The 18,684-nt window shown below is 57.0% G+C and carries 18 protein-coding genes and 1 pseudogene; 4 read left to right on the plus strand and 15 right to left on the minus strand.

Annotated elements, in window-relative coordinates:
- Nucleotides 1-2 precede the first annotated feature (2 nt).
- The 6 genes from HNH97_RS01320 to pxpB are packed head-to-tail and all read right to left on the minus strand — an operon-like array spanning nucleotide 3 to nucleotide 4,539.
- Nucleotides 3-383 (minus strand): hypothetical protein, encoded by a 381-nt coding sequence (locus HNH97_RS01320; RefSeq protein ID WP_171789580.1) that lies wholly within the window; start codon nucleotides 381-383, stop codon nucleotides 3-5.
- Nucleotides 380-1,738, minus strand: a complete 1,359-nt coding sequence (gene accC, locus HNH97_RS01325; RefSeq protein ID WP_171789581.1) for an acetyl-CoA carboxylase biotin carboxylase subunit — start codon at nucleotides 1,736-1,738, stop codon at nucleotides 380-382. The genes HNH97_RS01320 and accC overlap by 4 nt, the downstream gene beginning before the upstream one ends.
- On the minus strand, nucleotides 1,731-2,159 hold the full coding sequence (locus HNH97_RS01330) for an acetyl-CoA carboxylase biotin carboxyl carrier protein (protein ID WP_171789582.1): 429 nt from the start codon (nucleotides 2,157-2,159) through the stop codon (nucleotides 1,731-1,733). The genes accC and HNH97_RS01330 overlap by 8 nt, the downstream gene beginning before the upstream one ends.
- A 12-nt stretch (nucleotides 2,160-2,171) precedes the next feature.
- Nucleotides 2,172-2,939, minus strand: coding sequence for a LamB/YcsF family protein (locus tag HNH97_RS01335; protein ID WP_216657470.1), 768 nt, complete (start codon nucleotides 2,937-2,939; stop codon nucleotides 2,172-2,174).
- A gap of 2 nt (nucleotides 2,940-2,941) precedes the next feature.
- The gene (locus tag HNH97_RS01340; RefSeq protein WP_171789583.1) at nucleotides 2,942-3,916 is read right to left on the minus strand and encodes a 5-oxoprolinase subunit C family protein; all 975 of its coding nucleotides are present in this window, start codon (nucleotides 3,914-3,916) and stop codon (nucleotides 2,942-2,944) included.
- A complete protein-coding gene (pxpB, locus tag HNH97_RS01345; RefSeq protein WP_244949187.1) occupies nucleotides 3,913-4,539 on the minus strand; it encodes a 5-oxoprolinase subunit PxpB in 627 nt (208 codons plus the stop codon). Before pxpB ends, HNH97_RS01340 begins: the two co-directional genes overlap by 4 nt.
- A gap of 545 nt (nucleotides 4,540-5,084) precedes the next feature.
- On the opposite strand from pxpB, the gene HNH97_RS01350 reads away from it, so the two are divergent.
- The 4 genes from HNH97_RS01350 to HNH97_RS01365 all read left to right on the plus strand — a co-directional run bounded on the left by HNH97_RS01350 (nucleotide 5,085) and on the right by HNH97_RS01365 (nucleotide 10,662).
- Entirely contained in the window at nucleotides 5,085-5,774 is a 690-nt protein-coding gene (locus HNH97_RS01350) for a 5-oxoproline transporter, DUF969 family subunit (RefSeq protein ID WP_171789585.1), read from the plus strand.
- Nucleotides 5,771-6,757 carry a 5-oxoproline transporter, DUF979 family subunit gene (locus HNH97_RS01355; protein WP_171789586.1) on the plus strand — a complete coding sequence of 329 codons (987 nt, stop codon included), beginning with the start codon at nucleotides 5,771-5,773 and terminating at the stop codon, nucleotides 6,755-6,757. Before HNH97_RS01350 ends, HNH97_RS01355 begins: the two co-directional genes overlap by 4 nt.
- Nucleotides 6,758-6,767: 10 nt before the next feature.
- Complete coding sequence (locus HNH97_RS01360) at nucleotides 6,768-7,769, plus strand: DUF2891 domain-containing protein (protein ID WP_171789587.1); 1,002 nt, start codon at nucleotides 6,768-6,770, stop codon at nucleotides 7,767-7,769.
- A gap of 544 nt (nucleotides 7,770-8,313) precedes the next feature.
- Entirely contained in the window at nucleotides 8,314-10,662 is a 2,349-nt protein-coding gene (locus HNH97_RS01365) for a TonB-dependent receptor family protein (protein WP_171789639.1), read from the plus strand.
- A gap of 431 nt (nucleotides 10,663-11,093) precedes the next feature.
- Here the strand turns inward: HNH97_RS01365 and HNH97_RS01370 are convergent, their stop codons facing one another.
- From HNH97_RS01370 to HNH97_RS01405, 9 genes and pseudogenes are all read right to left on the minus strand, one after another.
- Nucleotides 11,094-11,702, minus strand: a complete 609-nt coding sequence (locus HNH97_RS01370; protein ID WP_265176143.1) for an NAD(P)H-dependent flavin oxidoreductase — start codon at nucleotides 11,700-11,702, stop codon at nucleotides 11,094-11,096.
- Between the two features lie 143 nt (nucleotides 11,703-11,845).
- Entirely contained in the window at nucleotides 11,846-12,961 is a 1,116-nt protein-coding gene (locus HNH97_RS01375) for a metallophosphoesterase (protein WP_171789589.1), read from the minus strand.
- Nucleotides 12,962-13,087: 126 nt separating this feature from the next.
- Nucleotides 13,088-13,314: pseudogene (locus HNH97_RS18355) on the minus strand (SDR family NAD(P)-dependent oxidoreductase); the annotation flags it as partial.
- Nucleotides 13,315-13,418: 104 nt separating this feature from the next.
- Nucleotides 13,419-14,027 (minus strand): type II secretion system protein GspJ, encoded by a 609-nt coding sequence (locus HNH97_RS01380; RefSeq protein ID WP_171789640.1) that lies wholly within the window; start codon nucleotides 14,025-14,027, stop codon nucleotides 13,419-13,421.
- On the minus strand, nucleotides 14,024-14,443 hold the full coding sequence (locus tag HNH97_RS01385; protein WP_171789590.1) for a PulJ/GspJ family protein: 420 nt from the start codon (nucleotides 14,441-14,443) through the stop codon (nucleotides 14,024-14,026). The genes HNH97_RS01380 and HNH97_RS01385 overlap by 4 nt, the downstream gene beginning before the upstream one ends.
- Nucleotides 14,440-14,853, minus strand: coding sequence for a prepilin-type N-terminal cleavage/methylation domain-containing protein (locus tag HNH97_RS01390; RefSeq protein ID WP_171789591.1), 414 nt, complete (start codon nucleotides 14,851-14,853; stop codon nucleotides 14,440-14,442). Before HNH97_RS01390 ends, HNH97_RS01385 begins: the two co-directional genes overlap by 4 nt.
- Before the next feature lies 1 nt (nucleotide 14,854).
- Nucleotides 14,855-16,120 carry a type II secretion system F family protein gene (locus HNH97_RS01395; RefSeq protein WP_171789592.1) on the minus strand — a complete coding sequence of 422 codons (1,266 nt, stop codon included), beginning with the start codon at nucleotides 16,118-16,120 and terminating at the stop codon, nucleotides 14,855-14,857.
- Complete coding sequence (locus tag HNH97_RS01400; RefSeq protein ID WP_244949195.1) at nucleotides 16,117-17,865, minus strand: GspE/PulE family protein; 1,749 nt, start codon at nucleotides 17,863-17,865, stop codon at nucleotides 16,117-16,119. Before HNH97_RS01400 ends, HNH97_RS01395 begins: the two co-directional genes overlap by 4 nt.
- The gene (locus HNH97_RS01405; RefSeq protein ID WP_171789593.1) at nucleotides 17,862-18,674 is read right to left on the minus strand and encodes a prepilin peptidase; all 813 of its coding nucleotides are present in this window, start codon (nucleotides 18,672-18,674) and stop codon (nucleotides 17,862-17,864) included. The genes HNH97_RS01400 and HNH97_RS01405 overlap by 4 nt, the downstream gene beginning before the upstream one ends.
- Between the last annotated feature and the right edge of the window lie 10 nt (nucleotides 18,675-18,684).

The raw sequence follows: 18,684 nt of genomic DNA on the forward strand, positions 1-18,684 counted from the left end.
ATTCATGGCGTCGCCACCACTCCTAAAGGTGCCCCATACCCGACAATCCCGCCTTCCGGCAGGGGAGCCAGTTTCAGAGTCCCCGAGACCGGGGCAAGGACAGGCAGTCGCATGGCCCCGACGATGACAAAGCCTACGATATCTCCCGCCCGGACAGTTTCACCATCTGAAATATCCGGCATATGCTGGAAACAACCCATTTCGGGGCTAGGGATGGGCGTTGTAGCAGTGAACACGCCGTCAGGCGTGGATACCGCGTCTGGCGTGTGCGCAGGTTCCAGGCTGAGGCGCAGGCGGGTCTTACCCTTCTGGTAATCGAGGGTCGTTATGCCATGGCCCCGCATGCGTTCAGTAATCTGCGGCAGCATATCAAGAATACTCATACCCGGCCATCCCGCTTCATAGATGTTTCAAGATGGTGGATGCTGACAGCACCTTTCCGGAATGCCGGATCGTCCATCAATCGCCGATGAAAGGCCGCGGTGGTAACAACACCTTCAATCATCATTTCACCGAGAGCCGCACGCATGCGTTCCATGGCGTCCGTACGGTCCCGGCCATGGGCAATAATCTTGGCAATAAGTGAATCATACTGTGGCGGGATCGTATAACCATCGTAAAGCTGGGTATCAACACGGACGCCCGGCCCTCCGGGTGCATGCCATTTTTCGACCTGCCCCGGCATGGGCCGGAAAGTGTCAGGGTCTTCCGCCGTAATACGACATTCGATGGCATGCCCGCGCAGATTGATGTCGGCCTGTGTCATTGATAGCGGCAGCCCCATGGCAATCAGGATCTGTTCACGTACGATATCCATGCCAGTGACCATTTCCGTAACCGGATGTTCAACCTGAACCCGGGTATTCATCTCGATGAATGAAAATGTACCGTCTTCGTACAGGAACTCAAAAGTACCCGCCCCGACATATCCTATGTCGCGGCAGGCCTGCACACACCGCTCTCCTACGTTATACATGGCCTCGGGCGATATGCCGACAGGGGGGGCCTCCTCCACCAGTTTCTGGTGGCGACGCTGTATGGAACAGTCCCGCATGCCCAGCCAGACGGCATTGCCGAGCCTGTCGGCAAGGATCTGGACCTCGATATGTCGGGGATGCTGGAGATAGCGCTCTGCATAAACAGTGCGTTTCCCAAAGGCACGCCCTGCTTCCTCCCGCGCGGCGATAACGGCAGCCTCAAGTCCCGTGCTGTCATGAACCACACGCATCCCCCGGCCACCACCGCCGTTGGCGGCCTTGATAATCAGCGGATACCCTATGGCATCCGCAATGGCGTGCATGGCCTGCGCATCTTCCGGTAGCCCATCATCTGATCCCGGCAGGCAGGGCACACCAGAGCGGCGCATCTGCTTCTTGGCTGCGATCTTGTCACCCATCAGGCGCATGACAGCAGCATCGGGCCCGATCAGCACCAGCCCTGCCTGTTCCACCGCTGCTGCAAAATCTGCATTTTCCGACAGGAAACCATATCCCGGATGGATCGCATCCGCCCCCATGAGGATCGCCGCACGAATGACCCGTTCAATATCCAGATAACTCTGTGCAGGTGCCGCAGGACCGATACAGACCGACTGGTCCACCACAAGAAGGTGGGCTGCCCCCGCATCAGCTTCCGAATAGATCCCAACACTTTCCACACCGACAACACGGCAGGCACGTGCAATACGTAATGCAATTTCACCCCGGTTGGCGATCAGGACACGGCGGATGTTACGCATGCAGCGGCTCCACGGTAAACAAGGGGGTTCCCGGTGCGACCGTCTCACCATTTTTGCATAATATCTCCAGCACAGTGCAGGGATATTCTGCTTCGACGCGTGTAATGGTCTTCATGACTTCAAGAACGTAGAGCGGTTGTCCCGCCACCACGTCCTGACCGGGTCGAACAAAAGGAAGCGCGCCGGGTTCGGGGGCAGTATAGAACTGGCCATGCATGCCGGCCATGATTGTCCGGGCAACAGGTTTCGAAACGGCGGAAGTCTCCGCTTCGGCTGGTGCCACCGGCACGAATGGCGATGCCGTTTCCACATCACGACACAGATGGATGCGTGTATCACCCTCGGTCACATCAAGTTCCCGAATACCCAATGCCTGCATCCGGGCCATCAGCAGGTCCAGTCGGGCGAGATCAACAGACATGGTGCTTTCCTTTCAGATCATCGTCCTGATGGCAATTCCGGCAGCCTCCAGGCCACTACGCAGCTTGCGTGCGAGCTGGATCGCTTCTGCATTATCACCATGCACACATATCGTATCGATCGGTGTCGGCAGAATCCTGCCTGTCACGGTCTCGATACCACCGCTGCGCACCATCCTCATGGCCCGCTGTGATGCGAAATCCGCATCATGCAAAACGGCACCGGCCTGCTTACGCGATACAAGCTGGCCGGTGTCAGTATAGGCACGATCGGCAAATATCTCGGAAAAGATACGCATGCCCCGCTCACGCCCCATACGGTCAAGAGGGCTCAATGCAATTGCGACGATCGGCATGGCTGCATCTACGGCATGGACCGCATTCATCACCGCTGCAGCGATTTCGGGCTCCTGTTCCGCAAGGTTGGCAAGTGCGCCATGTACCTTCACATAGCTGATCCGATGCCCCGCATACGTGGCCAGGGCCTGCGCCGCACCCAGTTGATAGGCAATAATCCGCTCGATCTCGCCCGTTGAAAAAGGCAGGACACGACGCCCGAACCCCCACCTGTCCGGAAAACCGGGATGCGCGCCAACGGCCACATTCCTCTCCCTGGCCATACGAAACGTGGCCGCCATGATTTCCGGATCCCCGGCATGGAAACCACAGGCGATATTGGCCGAAGTCACAATATCCAGCAGCGCGCTGTCGTCACCGATGGTATAGGGGCCAAATCCCTCACCCATGTCTGCGTTCAGATCAATGGCTCTCATGCCGGACATGATTATGATCTCCAGGGAATGAGCTTATGACGCAAGGAAGCCAGTTCCGCAGCCAGTTGTTCTGAACGGAGCGCCTGGGCACGCATCTCTGAAACGATCTCTTCACGCGTGGTTTCAACAAAATGGATGATACTTCCAACCGATGACTGCGCGAGCAGCCGCAGGTCCGGTTCGGCCACAGTTGCGATCTTGGGGTATCCGCCACATGTATTTGCGTCGGCCATCTGGATAATCGGCTTGCCCGATGGCGGAACCTGAATGGTTCCAGGCACGATGCCATGCGAAAACAGGCCAAGCGGTGCGACAAGGTCAAGCGAAGGCCCGTCCAGACGGTAACCTGTGCGGTTGATGCTAGGTGTAAGCGACCAGATCCCGCTTTGCAGGGCTGCACGTGCCTGCGGCGTAAACTTCTCGTATTCGGCGCCAGGCAGTATGCGCACGACCGTTTTTTCCGCACATGGCAAGGCGGGCGGATCGACCAGCCCATATCCGCCCTCCGGTATCATCATGGCTGTCGGATGGCAGTCCAGCATATCCCCCTTGTCCAGGGCGCGGCCGTGAAAGCCGCCAAACCCGCCCTTGAGGTCCGTCGAACGCGCGCCCAATACGATAGGCACGTCAATCCCGCCTGCGACCGCAAGATACATGCGTGCCCCACGCAATGGTGGCGCAATGGCAAGAACCTGCCCAGGCTGAACCGTGATGGCCCAGTTTGCCGGCAATAGCCGCTCATCAAGCCTGACCGGGCCACATGCCCCGGTCAGGGCGATGCTGACCCGCTTATGGAACCGAACGCGAAAAGGAAAGAAAGCAATCTCAATACCTGCGTCATGGGCATCATTGCCCAACAGGGCATTAGCCATCATCAGCGCATGGGCATCCATCGCCCCGCCCCGCGCTACCCCCAGGGTCATGGCACGCGGGCGCCCCAGATCCTGAACCGTGTTGAGCGCGGAGCCCGTAAGGATTTCGATCATGTTACGTCCACAAAGCGAACACTGTCCCCCAGCCGCAGAAAGCAGGGGTGGGATCGTGACGGGTCAAACAGGTTCACATCGGCATGCCCGATAACATGCCAGCCGGAAGGCGCGGTACAGGGCATGATACCGGCATGGCCACCACCGATAATGACCGCCCCCTTTTCAACCTTCAGGCGGGGCGTATCCCGACGTGGCAGCGCAAGGCGGGGATCCAGTCCGGTCAGATAGACGAATCCCGGCATTGCCCCGATCGCGGCAACACTGTAACGGCCCGAAGCATGGAGTTTGATGACCTCGGCGACTGAAAGACCGGCATGACGCGCCAGGACCGCCAGGTCTTCACCAGTTCCGCTCTCGTAGATGACAGGAATTTCAATCTCCCGCCCCGGTATTGTGTACGGGGTGGTCTGCTCCCACACGGCCTCAAGGAACCGGGTTACCTCATCAGGATCACTGCGCAGGACATCAAAGATTACCAGCAGGTTATTGACACCAGGAACAGCCTGAATGATCGCAGACTCGCGTTCCAGTTGCTGTGCCGCATCCCAGATACGCCCCTGGAGCAGTTCGTCAAACACTGGCCCGGCAACATCAAGTAATAGTGCGCCAGCACCTTCCATACTTATACGCATGCCCGTACCTGACTGTTCGCATCATGTCGTACGGCTACCCGATGCCGTACGGCCAAATCCGGCACTGCGTTCATACGCGACACCCCATGTCACTGCGTGCATTCCCCCCGCGTGACGCGAAATGACCAATGGCCGTTCTGAAGCAATCTTGCGATAAATACATTGATGACAATTCACCATGCTGGAAAACACGACCGAATCCGCCAGTTACGCAGTCCGTCAGTCATGTCCTGTACCGCCCGAAATATCGGAAGGAACCAAGGACGGGAAAGGATAAAGCCACATAACGTGACGATTTCATATATAAATCATACACATCTTGATGCCGAAATCAAACCTTCTTCCATGCCTTCCCGCAGCCTGCCGGAATATGGTGCAGAGGCATCATGATTTTCTTGATTTCGGAATCGTATCGTGTGTAATTTATATCTGTTTCGGACATTTCAAGGAAGAATCCGTATGCCCAGAACATGCAGCCCCCCCGGCCCTCCATTCCCTATGCGTCGGCATATCAGAAAAAGGCAGCCATCTTGATGCAGGCGTCCCCTTCCCTGCTGACGTTATTTGGCCTCGCCGTAATTGTGGTTGGCGTGGGGGCCAGGATCAACATCATGCTGGTCATCATCCTGAGCGCACTGACAACCTGCCTGTGCAGTGGTGCTTCCCTTGTGGCCGCGATTGCAACCATCGGGCATTATTTTACGGCCAATCGCTACATGACCGTCCTGTGGAGCATCCTTCCGCTGGTGGGCCTTCTGGAACATGCGGGTCTGCCGCAGGCATCACGAACTTTTATCGGCAGGCTTGGGGTCAATACGCCAGGGCATGTATTATGGCTTTATTTCCTCTTGCGGCAGATTACAGCAGCCTTGGGACTGACATCGCTTGGCGGGCAGGCGCAGATGGTACGCCCCCTTCTGGCTCCCATGGTTGAGGAAGCGGCGCTGAGGATGAAAAAACAGCCGTTACCTGACGAACTCAGTCAGAAACTGAAGGCAGAGGCCGCTGCGGTCGATAATGTCGCCGTTTTTTTTGGGGAAGATATATTCCTTGCCGTTGCTTCCATCCTGCTGATGGAAACAGTCCTTGAAAATGCAGGCCTCAGGATTTCTCCCTGGCATCTCTCGTTCTGGGCCATCCCTTCCGCCCTGATGGCAGCGGCGGTTACCTACATACGCATGAAGCGGCTGGACCGGGCGATCGGACGCCGTAACCGGCCATGATAGGCATTGACTTCATTTATACAGCTCTCGGCTGCTTCTTTGTTTATGCTGGCGCGCGGTCGCTATGTGCAGGCCTTACATTACGTTCCATACTGGAAAGTACATTCTGGACGTTATACGGGCTTAATTTCCTTTTAGGAAACCTGTTATCAGATTTTTTAAACGGTGTTCTGGTCCTTCTTCTGACAACGCTGGCAACAGGCATGGTGCATCGGCCGAAACCCCGGCCCTCGACCACTTCTACAAACACCGTGCGGGCGACACCCCCGATCAGATTGCCCGCAGACGATGCTGATACGCGCCGCTCGCCCCTTCTGTTCGTGCCACTTCTGACCGTGCCATTATTTGTGGTGATACTGACATGGTGGGGTACGTCAATTCATTGGGGTTCCCAGCCTCTCATCGATCCACAGCGCCTTAGTCAGGTCGCCTATGTCATCGCCGTCATGGCCGGTCTGGGGGTGGCTTGTGCCATCATCCGCCCACGTCCCCTTACACCATTCAACGAAGGCGTACGGCTGTCCCGTCAGGTTGGTTGGCCAGTGCTTCTGCCCCAGATGCTGGCGGCACTCGGCGGCGTTTATATGGCCGCAGGTCTGAACACATCGCTGTCACATATGATTGAACATATGCTTCCATCAGGCGCACCGCTTTGTGCAGTACTGGCCTATACTGGTGGAACAGCCCTGCTGACCATGCTGATCGGTAATGCCTTTGCGGCCTTTCCGGTTACATTTGGTGCAATCGGGCTTCCGTTTTTAGTAACAGGCTTTGGTGCGTCTGCCGCAATGGTTGCTGCGGTCGGCATGCTTGCCGGCTTTTGCGGCACACTGATAACACCAATGGCGGTGAACTTTAATATCGTGCCTGTTTCCCTTCTGGGATTACATGACCGTTATGCTGTTATCCGCACGCAGGCACCCACTGCGTTGATCCTTTTCATTAGTAATACACTCCTGCTGTACCTCATGATCCGTCTCTAGGAGAAAGAACGTGACTGTACTAGACCAATCCCTTTCCGAACATTTTGCACGTGTCGCACTTGGGCATGTAACACGTCCCTTTCCTACTCTTCCTGCCTTGGTCCTACGCAGTGCAAACGACCTGCATTTGCCACAGGACATCCATCCCATTTTTTTCGGGAGCCTTGACTGGCATTCCTGCGTTCATGGTTACTGGCTGCTGACGCGCCTTTTACGTCTCTTTCCTGATTTTTCCGCACGGAACAGTATTGAAGACCTGTTTGCAAAACAGTTTACCGCTGCCAATGTCATGGCGGAAACGGAATATTTCTCTGTCCCGCTCCATCATGGGTTCGAACGCCCTTATGGATGGGGATGGGTTTTGCAGCTTTCGGCAGAACTCCAGAACCATCCTGTGTTGGGAGGATATCACCAGACCTTTTCCCCTCTGGCGGCACGGATCGCAGAACTTTACCGTAATTTTCTTCCGGTTGCATCCTATCCTGTCCGTGTTGGTACTCATTACAACAGTGCGTTCAGCATGTCGCTCTCTCTTGATTATGCTGAAAAGGAATCAGATTCTGTCCTGCACCGGTTGATTCGTCAGAAAGCACTGGAATGGTTTTCCAATGATGCTGCCTGCCAGGCATGGGAGCCTTGCGGCGATGAGTTTCTGTCCCCTTCGCTTGTGGAGGCTGCGCTGATGGCGCGGATACTGGGAAGTGAGCAGTTTACCGCCTGGTTCGACACGTTCCTGCCAGATCTGGATAAGGGACATCCCGCAACACTTTTCACCCCGGCGGAAGTAACAGATCGTGCTGATGGCAAGATTGCACATCTGGATGGTCTCAATCTAAGTCGCGTATGGTGCTGGAGACAAATTCTGGCCAAACTACCAGAATCGTGGCCCGCACGGAGTCGCGTTCACAAGGCCTGCAACATACACCTTCATGCCAGCCTTCCGCATGTAACCGGCGATTATATGGGCGAGCACTGGCTTGCCACCTACGCGGTCATGGCACTACAAGACTGAACACAAATTATATTCCTGAACTTATTTATAGAGAGCAATCATTGCCTGAATTTTACATTAAACTCAGGCAATGACAGCAAATACCTCTGGATATAAGAACAAAAAATAACAGCAAATGCATACCTGATAAAATTTTTATAATACGGAAATTTTATCAGGTTAGGGGAATTTATTTTTTATCTTACTAAATTAGCTGCTGATCCTACAATCAGCCCAAATTTGTTCCATCTGATTGGAACACATGCGCACTTGCGGAAATCCAAAACTATTTCCAGCGATGCCTGATTTCAATTCCCCATATGTGTCCAAGACGCAACGTCTTCCTGAAATTATAAGACTCCAGCACGTCCATACATTTATTTTATAGATTCATATTGATTACGATTCCATAACGTGTATGGTTTATGTGTAAATTATATACGTTTCAAACGCACATATGTAGATCCTGATCGTAAACTGCGTAAGGAGATAAAGCATGCAACAGCGACTGGGGCTGAAACAGGTCCTTACATTAAGCGTGGCGCTTAATTTCTACGCCTTTCATATGTCAACAGCCCTAGCAGCTGATGTGAAAAATCCGGGAAAATCCGTAGCCAAGCAGGTCGTCCCGTCAACTGGAAAACAGAAAACGCCCCATGCCAGGACAACTCCGTTAAAACCATCTACAGAAACATTGCAGGTCAGTAGTGCCCGTGTTCGTACTCATGGCGCCGAACAGGCCATTACGCGTGATACTTTGAACAAGTTTGTCAGCGGTACTAGCCCCCTGCAGGTACTGGGACAAACGACGCCAGGGGTCAATTTTGGTTCTGACGATGCCTTTGGCCTGGATACTTATGCAAATGCTTTATATGTCCGCGGTTTCAATGAAAGTCAGATTGGTTTTACCCTTGATGGCATTCCATTAGGTGAACAGCGCTATCAGGTCTGGAATGGGCTAAGTATCGATCAGGCCCAGATACAGGAAAACATCAGTGGCATGACCCTATCCCAGGGTGCAGGCGCACTGGAAACCCCGTCTGCCCAAACATTAGGCGGAGCCATTGCATTTACCACATCCAATCCAGCAGACAAAGCCGGCGGCCGTATCGGGCAGACATTCGGCAGTTACAACATGTTCCGCACGTTTGCACGGGTTGACAGCGGTGTTCTCAACTCAACCGGAACAAAGTTTTATGCAGCCTACGCACGCACTGCCCAGAACCTGTGGAAAGGATATGGCGACCAGGATGATCAGCAGGTCAATTTCAAACTTGTTCAGCCCATAAAAGATATCGGAAGTATTACAGCAGTATTTGATTACTCCAATTTTACTCAATATGCTTATATGGGCCTGACAAAAAGCATGTGGGAGAAACTGGGGCGCAATACCACTTACCTGAAACCAAACTATGCATTGGCAAAGGAATATGCCGCAGGGGTACATAGTGGTACTATTCCGCCCGGACTGCAAGGAATCACATCTTCGGAATTAGGCGACTTCGCTTACGACGCAGCACGGGTACAGCGCAATTACCTATCGGCGGTTACAGGAAATTTCCAGATATTTCCTAATGTCAACATGAACACTGTTGCCTATGCCCAGGTCTCAAGCGGGAATTATGATGGCACCAATCCATTCCTGACTTCGCCTACTTCGGGTGTACCCATGGCACTGGGATCTGGACATATTGGTGTACGCCGTATCGGTTTTACCCATGGGTACAAGATCAAGGCTGGAAACAACCTGATTTCCACGGGCCTATGGTATGAAAATGACAGTTTTTCCTACCCCATGCGGTTATATGAAGATGGGATAGACGCTGCCCATGCTTCCAAATCTGGCTTGCTGGCATCACAGGCCACCACCTGGTTTAACGATGCATTCAGCACGAATACATTTCAGTTCTACTTGCAGGACACCTATCATATTCGTCCACATATGACATTTACGGCTGGATTTCGCTCTCTGCTTCAGGACACGCATGGCGGAACCAGCATAGATAATAGTGCCAGCCTTTCTGCGTGGAATGTATATTACAGCCACCCGGCAGAAGGAAGCATGACAGCGGCAAATGCTTTCCTTCCTCATTTCAATTATGACTACGAATTCCTGCGCCATCATGAAATATATATCGACATTGCTGAAAACATGCATGCGTACGATTACAATACACAGAGTTCAAGCGGCACCGCCTGGGGGGCCCTGGGGACATCCGCTCAATCAGCTCAAACCGTCTTCAACCAGAACAAGAAATTGCTGAAACCTGAACGGACCTGGAATTACGTTATCGGCTACCGTTACAATTCAAAATTCCTGTCTGCCAGTGCCGACTTTTACCATACTGACTACTACAACCGACTGGCTGCAATTACTGAAGGATCAACAGGAAATACATATGGTGCGTTCGTAAATGTTGGACGTGAAACCATGAATGGTGCTGACGTACAGGCAGAAATCCGCCCAGTCAAAGGTCTGGCCTTCATGAACAGCTTCAGTTGGAATGATGCACAATATGAAGACAGTCACTTACCCTATGGCGGTTCCACCATTAACATAAAAGGTAAGCATCAAGTATATTATCCAAAATTCATGTACAAGACCAACGTATCTTATAATTACAAACGTGCCACATTCAATTTCAATGTTGCTTATACAAGCTCCCGTTATATGACTTATACAAACGATCAAAAAATTCCTGCATACTGGAGTTCAAACCTGAATGTTTCTTATGATTTTGGAAAAATAGGATTTGCACAGAATATAAAATCATCCTTTGGAATCAGTAATCTGTTCAATAAAAATTACCTTGCGGGCGTATACGGAGCTGCATCAGTTTCAGGCGATAACAACCCCAATCTGTTTGTTGCGGCACCGCGTGAGTTTTTTGGTACCATATCTGCATCTTTTTAAATATTTGAACAGTTGATATGTAATCTCGGCCTGCACCAACAATCTGGAGCAGGCCGAGATTTAACTTTTCTGCGTTCAGAGCGCTAATGCCAATAGATTGAATTGAATCGTAGGATTCCCACAGAGATCAGGATGTGATTGAAAATGGGAATAAATGAAAGAGCCCAGCCTTCATGGCGAGCCTCCAGGGTTCGGTTATGGCTGCGGGCCTTACAGCCTTGATTGCTTTCCGCCATGCGTCGATGCCGTGGTCGGCAATAAAGTCATAGGTGCCATCATCTTCGGGGTGCAGCATTCCCGGGCCGTGATAAAAAGGATTGCGATGCCTAACGTCCCGGTCCGTCAGGACCCATGCGTGGTGGGCGCAGCACGCGAAAGCGCAAGGGCCTCGTCATGATCTACCATGGCTTCATGTTCGCTCAGGTTAGTGATTATGTCTTTAAATAACGTGCCCTGTGCAGTTCTGCCTTCAGTCTGTCTATGAGCTGCCCCACTGGCATAGCCCGAACCAGTGGGGCGCCCTGTCCGGCCCGATAAGCACCAAAACCACTTTCACCACAGTTTCTGGCAGCCTTGTTGAATGCTTTCCCCGCATCATAGGCAATGGGGTAATCGGGAACCTGTGGAATGCCCACACTGTCACTCAGGCTTGCAAACCGGTTTTGAAGACAGCGCGCAGGCCGTCCTGAAATGAGATCGGTCATGCATGTATGAAACGCGGCTGGTCCTGCCAGAGCCTTTCGGTACGCTTCATCCGCATCTGTCTCCGGACAGAGAATGAAAGCCGTGCCCATCTGTGCGGCGACGGCCTCCTGGGCAAGGGCAGCCGCTATGCCCGCTCCATCCATGATACCGCCTGCGGCAATCACCGGAATGCGGCACCTCCGCACAAGCAGGCGGGTCAGGGCAAATATTCCCAAGGCATCGTCGTGACCTGCTGGATCAAAAATGCCACGATGGCCGCTCGCCTTAATCCCTTGCGCTACAATCGCGTCCATCCCAGCGGTCTCGGCGGCGCGGGCAACGAAGTTCTGGTCCAGCCGGTCATATTACGCGCATACGTGTTCACTGCGTAAAAAGAGGCTCTCCTGCAGGACCGGACGGACAGGATCCATCACCCGAACGACACAGGAGAGCGCAATTAGAATATTGAAATTTTCAAACCCAGGATAAAGCTTCCTCCTCATCCCGCATGCAGGCTGAAACGGGTGATCTCGGATGGCCTGCCCAGCCGGAGCGCAAAGCCCGGCCACAGCCCGGTGCCATTGCTGACGTAAAGCGTCATGCCTCCCACATCATAGCGTCCGGAGACAAACCCGTTATTGCCACGCGCAACGAGACGGTCGAGGCCAACAATCATCCCGCCATGCGTATGGCCTGATAACTGAAGGGCAACGCCCCGTCCGGCAGCGACACGCGCATCACCGGGTCGATGATCGAGCAGGACGATCGGGGCGTCGGCAGGGCTGCCTGCAAGGGCCGCAGCCAGATCGGGACCAGCCTGTCCATGCCCGGGCGCCGACCGGTCGGTAACGCCGGCAATGACCAGTCTGCCCCCTCCCCTTGTGATGACCGCATGGCGGTTCAGCAGCATGTGAAAGCCCAGTTCCGACAGATGCTGCATCCAGTCATCATAATCGAAGAAATATTCATGGTTTCCCGGGACCGCCAGGACACCATCCGGCGCATGCAGTTGCGCAAGCGGTGCCACGTCAGCACGGCGCATGGCCACCGAACCGTCAATGAAATCACCCGTCACGACGATCAGGTCGGCATCGGCCGCGTTTGTGCGCTCCACGACCGATGTTGCCCATCTGGCGGGAAACGGACGACTGATATGCATGTCGGTCAACTGGACCAGTCGATAGCCGTCAAATGCTGGCGACAGGCCGGGAATGGTCACGCTCACATCCCTGACCGATGGTACCCGCAACGCATTGGCGACGCCAATGGCGGCAAGCATCCCGGCAATCCCTCCCACAGCCGCCCGCGCGCCCACCGGGATATGCACCTGCCGCCACGTCAGAAGCGCAACCAGCAGCGCACCGATATCCAGCGCGATCTGGAGCAGCGTAAGAAACAGGATCGTCCCGAACGCCCAGTTGAACAGGATGACAACAGGCCGGGGAAATTCCGGGGCAAAAACCGACCCCGAGGAAAGCCGGGACCAGTAATGGTAAAGTGCGGCTATCACCACCAGGGCGGCCGCGGGAATCTTCAGGCCCAGCGGAAGTGGCAACGGCCAGAGCCAGTTCAGGATCACGACCAGAAGGGGCAGGCCAAAAACAACAAGGCGCATTCAATATCCTCGCACAAAAGCGCAGGGAGACATCTTTCGTCTCCCTGCGCCCCGATCACACATCGGCAATATATCTGTCCCGGTGTCAGGCCTGTCCGTTATGCCAGAAACCGGGGCACGGATGCCTCAGGAGAATTTCTCCCCGACCATTTCCTCGCTTTTGCCCACAGCACCTCGGCATGCGCGGGATCAACTGCATAGGCCCGTACGCCCGGACTTAACGTGGCAATCTTCGCAGTAACGACCACCGACTGCGGCAGCCGCCCCCTGCGGAATGGTCTTGAACTGGAATGGCGGTTTTCCTTCCGCTGCCGCCTGTTCATTGATCGCGCCAGCATCGCCTCAATGCCGCCTGGCCAAACCCCTGTGCTTTTCCAGTTCGCTTGCAGATGGGAAAAATACATCACCTGCAAATTCACCCCTCAGGACATGAGGGATTAGACCGGCTATATTCGAGTCAATTACCCGGTTGCCGCATCAATGCGACAACGATATCAGGCCATGCCCTCTTTTCCTGATCGGGCAGTACGATACGGATGCGGACAAGATCGGGAAGCCCCTCCATTGCCCATTCCGCCAGCCACTGCCCATGGGTGAAATAGCTGATTTCCAGATCCGAAACCGGAGACAGCAAAACCGCTTTTTGTGGCGCGTCTGGCACACCCCGCGGCATGACATGCCGATGGGGCAGCCACGATAAAACCAGCGCGTCCCCTTCGCGGGACAGACGAACATCCGCCAGACGGTCGGCAGACGCAATCGCCGCACCTTCGGGCAGGCGGGTGCGGAAAACCAGACCGTGATGGGTGCCCGTCAACGTGCGCGTATCCAGACTGCTGCCGGGATCCGCCTGTTCGAGCATCGGCCTTAACAGGCCATCAAGATCAATCAGGCGCTCACTTTCCCCGATGGACCGGCGCTGCCGTTCGAATACCGTTACGCCAAAATACGTTCCCTGTCCCAGCATCACCATCAGCACGCCGAATATGACCAGAACAACCAGCAGTTCCAGCAAGGTAAAGCCTGCATCTGACACAGGCCCGCCATGTCGGGCACGACAGATCATGGGCCGCCCCCTGCCGTCCCGCCAATACGCATTGTGCGCAGCACGACCATGCGTGGGTTATCCTCATCCCCCTGCGTTGTGCGGGTTTCATCACGCGACCACGTTTCCCTGACCTCGACGGAATAAAGCGTCAGGCGCCCCGCGCTCTGGACCGGGGCGATGCGCAGATGCCAGCGGAAACCATGGCCGTCGTCGCCTTCCTGCACCGTAGGCACCACACCCTGCCCATGCCCCACGACCGCCAGATGGGACTGGGCACGCGACAGGGCCTCGGACGCATGATCGGCAATCCATGCATTGCGCCATCCCCCTGTGCCCGTATCAAACAGGACACCCAGCGCCAGGGCGGCAATGACAAAGGCGACCATGACCTCCAGCAGGGTGAAACCCTCGTCACGCCCCGCCCGCCCCATCATGGAACATTCTCGCGCACCGTCACGCTACCCGTCAGGGCATTGGGGGACAGCGTGATCCGCCGGACGCCCCGGAACAGCGTGATCGTACGCCCCGTCACACTCCCGTCGGGATGAAATACAAGGGTGACATTATCCGCCAGCATTACGCCATATGGCAGCGCATGATATGGCCTGCCCTCCACGCCATACCATCGCTGCGCAGCATTGGTCACAAAGATGACCGGACGGGCCATGACGATGGCGCTCATGCGCCCATCACGCAGGCCTGCCACCATCTCCTGTGCCGCAACACGCAGTTCCAGCGTGGGTGAACGCATGGGACCACGGGACAGGACCACCATGCCGACCAGTCCCAGCACGGCCAGCACCACGACCATTTCGATCAGGGTGAACCCTTCCGCACTTTTCACACTAATGCTGCGCAAGGTCGTTCAGCCCCAGCATCGCCAGCATCAGCGATGATACGATACCGGCGATCACGGCCCCCATGATGATGGTGATCAAAGGCACCAGCAACGCCACCAGACGCTGCACCCGCAGGCGCACCTGTTCTTCGTGAATGCCAGCGGCCCGTAACGCAAGCGGACCAAGCTGCGCCGTATCTTCCCCCAGCCTGAGCAGATGGATGGTACGCGATGGAAACAGCCCGGATCCGCCCAGCGAACGCGACAGCACGCCACCGCTGCGGGCAATTTCCGTCGCCTGCTCCACCGCCGCCAGCACGGCCCGATTGCCGATCACGTCACGTACGATGCCCAGCGCCGGCAGCAGGGGCACGCCGTTGGTCAGCAGGGTGCCCAGCGTACGGGTAAAGCGCGCGGCGACCGTCTCACGCAATAACACGCCGATCACGGGCAGGCGCAGCCATAACCGGTCGGCGCGCAGGCGCGGACCGGGATGGCGGAGTATCCGCCCTGCCCCCATGCCAACCAGAAACAGGCCGAACAGCATGAGCACCCCGTATTGCCCCAGCCAGTGGCCCACCCCGATCAGCAGGCGGGTGGAAGGCGGCAGCATCGCCCCATTTTCCATGAATAACGGCACGAACTGCGGCAGCACCTGCGTCAGGAGCAGGACGACGGACCCCACGGCGGCAAGTGACAGCAGCGCGGGATAGATCATGGCGGACTGGATGGTTGCCACCAGCGCGCGTTCACGCTCCATCATGCCCGCCAGATGTTCCAGCGTGGCAGGCAGGCTGCCCCCCGCTTCGGCAGCACGGACCAGCCCGACATATAGCGGCGGAAAACTCTCCGGGCATGAAGCCAGCGCCACATGCAGGCTGCGCCCGTCACGCAATGCAACGCGGATACGTTCCAGCACCGTGCGCACACGCGGCCCGGACGCCGTTTCGACCAGAAAACGCATGGCCCGGTCCAGATCCTGTCCCGCCGCCAACATGACGGAAAGTTCCCGCGTCAGGTGCGTGACCTCCGTGCGACGCAGGCCATGGCGACGACTGGCAAAACGGAGGTCTCCCGACGGCAGCCAGCGCAGCAGAAACCGGATCCCCCCCACTCCCCCCGGCTCAGCCCTGAGTGGGAGGTTCCCCTGCCGTCGTATCCATGCGACGGCTTCGGCCTCACTGGCGGCCCTGACCGTCCCCCGTATGGTCCGCCCATCAGGCGTAAGGGCCGAAAAGCGGAATGTATGGCTGGTGGCCGAAGGCTGGATCATGGCTGTTCCGCCCGTATGCTGCGGGTGACTTCCTCAATCGTGGTCTGGCCCGCAAGGGCGGCGTCCAGACCCGCGTCAAACATCGGCACCATGCCGCCTGCCACCGCCGCACGCTCGATGGCGGCATGGTCGCCGCCGGTGAAGACCAGATGCGTGACCGCCTCATCCGGCACCAGGAATTCCGTGATGGCCAGCCGCCCGGCATACCCGGTGTGACGACAACGGGGACACCCCACGGGCTGGAACAGGGTGATGGCCCGTCCGCCGCTGCGCTCCGCCAGGCCGAAACGGGCCGTCAGTTCAGGCGATGCCGGTCGGGGCTGGCGGCATGCCCCGCACAGGCGCCGCACCAGACGCTGCGCCATGACCCCACGCAACACGGCGGTCAGCAGATAATCCTCAATCCCCATGTCGCGCAGACGCACGATGGCGGCAGCGGCGGAATTCGTATGCAGCGTGGACAGGACCAGATGCCCGGTCAGGGCAGCCTGAACCGCGATCTGGGCGGTTTCCACATCACGGATTTCCCCCACCATCACCACATCCGGATCCTGTCGCAGGATGGCGCGCAGCAATGTCGCAAAGTTCAGGCCGATCTGCGGCCTGACCTGGATCTGGCTGATACCGGGCAACTGGAATTCAATCGGGTCCTCGACGGTGACCACGTTGCGATCAACCGTATTGAGGGTCAGCAGACCGGAATAAAGGGTCGTGGTTTTCCCCGACCCGGTCGGTCCCGTCACCAGCACCATGCCATTGGGCAGCGTAAGCGTCCGGTTCAGGCATGCGACCACGGCGGGCGCAATACCGAGGGCAGCGTAATCAAAGGTCACGGCCGAGCGGTCCAGAACACGCAGCACCACCGTTTCACCATGCAGGGAGGGAATGGTGGAGACACGGAAATCGACCTCATGCCCCCGGATGGGCAGCCGGATGCGGCCATCCTGCGGCAGGCGGCGTTCGGCAATATCCAGCCGCGCCATGATCTTGATGCGTGAGATGACAGCCGCCGTCAGTGACACTGGCGGGCTTTCGACTTCATGCAATATGCCATCATGGCGATAGCGTACGCGCAGGCGATCCTCGAAGGGTTCGATATGGATGTCGGAAGCCCGGTTTTCGACGGCACGGAAAATGATCTGGTTGACAAGCCGGATAACCGGCGCTTCGGATGCCATGTCACGCAGGCGTTCCGTATCTTCCTCAAATGGCGTCTCGGCTTTTTCTTCCTCCTCCACCGCATCGGGCGGGGGATAAAGACGTGCGAAGGCGGCCTCGATCTCGACCGGGATCGCAATGGCGGGTGTCACCGCAAGCCCCGTGGCGGCGGTGATGGCGGCCGTGGCAAAGTGGTCCAGCGGATCAGTCAGCGCAACGACAAGCGCATGCTCCGTGCGGGCGATCGGCAGCGCATGGACATCACGCAGGAAACGTGGCTGCAACCTGTCGGACAGGATGGGTTCGGCAGGAAACCGCTCAGGGGTGACAATGGGCATTCCCAGCAGTTCGGCATAGGCTTCCGCCAGAACCCGTTCCGAAATGAGCCCAAGCCGCAGGAGCGCGATATCAACACGCCCCCCCATATCCACCGCCGCCCGGCGTGCACGATCAAGCGTGCGCGGATCACACCGCCCCGTCCGGAGCAGAAGCTGAAGCAGGCGTGTTTCCGCCGTTTCCGGTACGGGCGCCCCCGCCACCATGATCTCGGGTGAAGGGACGTCGTCCCCGTATGATTCCGTCATCATGACGCGCCGCCGCCCACCCCCGAAAGGAATACAAGCCACGTCATCAGGCCCAGTCCCGGCCCGAACGGGATGCGGATGGCCGTGACATGCCCCCGTTCGCCGTGCGTTGGTCCCGCATCCGCCCGCCTGCGCAGGGACAGAGCGGTATATGCCACGCCCGTTGCAACCAATGTCACGATGGCGCCCCCCGCGACGATCAGGGGCAGGGCGGCCGGACCCGTCCACGCCCCGGCGGCGGCCAGCAGCTTTGCATCCCCCATCCCCAGCCCCTCACACCCGCGCAGGCGGCGGTAAATCAGCGCGACCAGGCGAAAACCGCCATATCCCATTACCGCTGCAATCGTATGTTCAGGCACGGCCGCAGGCGACAGCAGGCGACATGACAGCAATCCCCCCAGCAGTAACGGCAGCGTCAGCGCATCGGGCAGGCGCAGGGTCTTCAGGTCAATCCAGCCCAGCGCAAGGAGGGTCCAGCCCAGTGCGCATCCACTCCACACCCAGACCGGGGCCGGTGTGGAAAAACGCATGTATCCGGCACAGGCCACGATAGCCGCCATCCCCAGCGCCAGCAGTTCGACAAGGGGATGGAACCCGCCGATGGACGCATGGCAGTACCGGCACCGGCCACGTGCCGCAACGTAACTGAATAACGGCACCAGATCGCGCGCCGCCAGTCGCGATCCGCAATGTTCACAGGCGGAGCGGGACAGCACGGCCGGCCGGCCATCCGGCAGGCGCCGGATCAGGACCCCAAGGAACGATCCCGCAAACGGGGCGGCCAGCAGCACGAGGAGAAGCGGTCCATCCATCCGCGCATCT

This window comes from Gluconacetobacter entanii (assembly GCF_013155425.1).
Lineage (GTDB): Bacteria > Pseudomonadota > Alphaproteobacteria > Acetobacterales > Acetobacteraceae > Novacetimonas > Novacetimonas entanii.

What these genes read in the sequence shown, in the direction of transcription:
- HNH97_RS01320 (WP_171789580.1), bottom strand. Translation starts at nt 383, where the DNA reads ATGAGTATTCTTGATATGCTGCCGCAGATTACTGAACGCATGCGGGGC.
- accC (WP_171789581.1), bottom strand. Translation starts at nt 1,738, where the DNA reads ATGCGTAACATCCGCCGTGTCCTGATCGCCAACCGGGGTGAAATTGCA.
- HNH97_RS01330 (WP_171789582.1), bottom strand. Translation starts at nt 2,159, where the DNA reads ATGTCTGTTGATCTCGCCCGACTGGACCTGCTGATGGCCCGGATGCAG.
- HNH97_RS01335 (WP_216657470.1), bottom strand. Translation starts at nt 2,939, where the DNA reads ATGTCCGGCATGAGAGCCATTGATCTGAACGCAGACATGGGTGAGGGA.
- HNH97_RS01340 (WP_171789583.1), bottom strand. Translation starts at nt 3,916, where the DNA reads ATGATCGAAATCCTTACGGGCTCCGCGCTCAACACGGTTCAGGATCTG.
- pxpB (WP_244949187.1), bottom strand. Translation starts at nt 4,539, where the DNA reads ATGGAAGGTGCTGGCGCACTATTACTTGATGTTGCCGGGCCAGTGTTT.
- HNH97_RS01350 (WP_171789585.1), top strand. Translation starts at nt 5,085, where the DNA reads ATGCAGGCGTCCCCTTCCCTGCTGACGTTATTTGGCCTCGCCGTAATT.
- HNH97_RS01355 (WP_171789586.1), top strand. Translation starts at nt 5,771, where the DNA reads ATGATAGGCATTGACTTCATTTATACAGCTCTCGGCTGCTTCTTTGTT.
- HNH97_RS01365 (WP_171789639.1), top strand. Translation starts at nt 8,314, where the DNA reads ATGTCAACAGCCCTAGCAGCTGATGTGAAAAATCCGGGAAAATCCGTA.
- HNH97_RS01375 (WP_171789589.1), bottom strand. Translation starts at nt 12,961, where the DNA reads ATGCGCCTTGTTGTTTTTGGCCTGCCCCTTCTGGTCGTGATCCTGAAC.
- HNH97_RS01380 (WP_171789640.1), bottom strand. Translation starts at nt 14,027, where the DNA reads ATGATCTGTCGTGCCCGACATGGCGGGCCTGTGTCAGATGCAGGCTTT.
- HNH97_RS01385 (WP_171789590.1), bottom strand. Translation starts at nt 14,443, where the DNA reads ATGATGGGGCGGGCGGGGCGTGACGAGGGTTTCACCCTGCTGGAGGTC.
- HNH97_RS01395 (WP_171789592.1), bottom strand. Translation starts at nt 16,120, where the DNA reads ATGATCCAGCCTTCGGCCACCAGCCATACATTCCGCTTTTCGGCCCTT.
- HNH97_RS01400 (WP_244949195.1), bottom strand. Translation starts at nt 17,865, where the DNA reads ATGATGACGGAATCATACGGGGACGACGTCCCTTCACCCGAGATCATG.
- HNH97_RS01405 (WP_171789593.1), bottom strand. Translation starts at nt 18,674, where the DNA reads ATGGATGGACCGCTTCTCCTCGTGCTGCTGGCCGCCCCGTTTGCGGGA.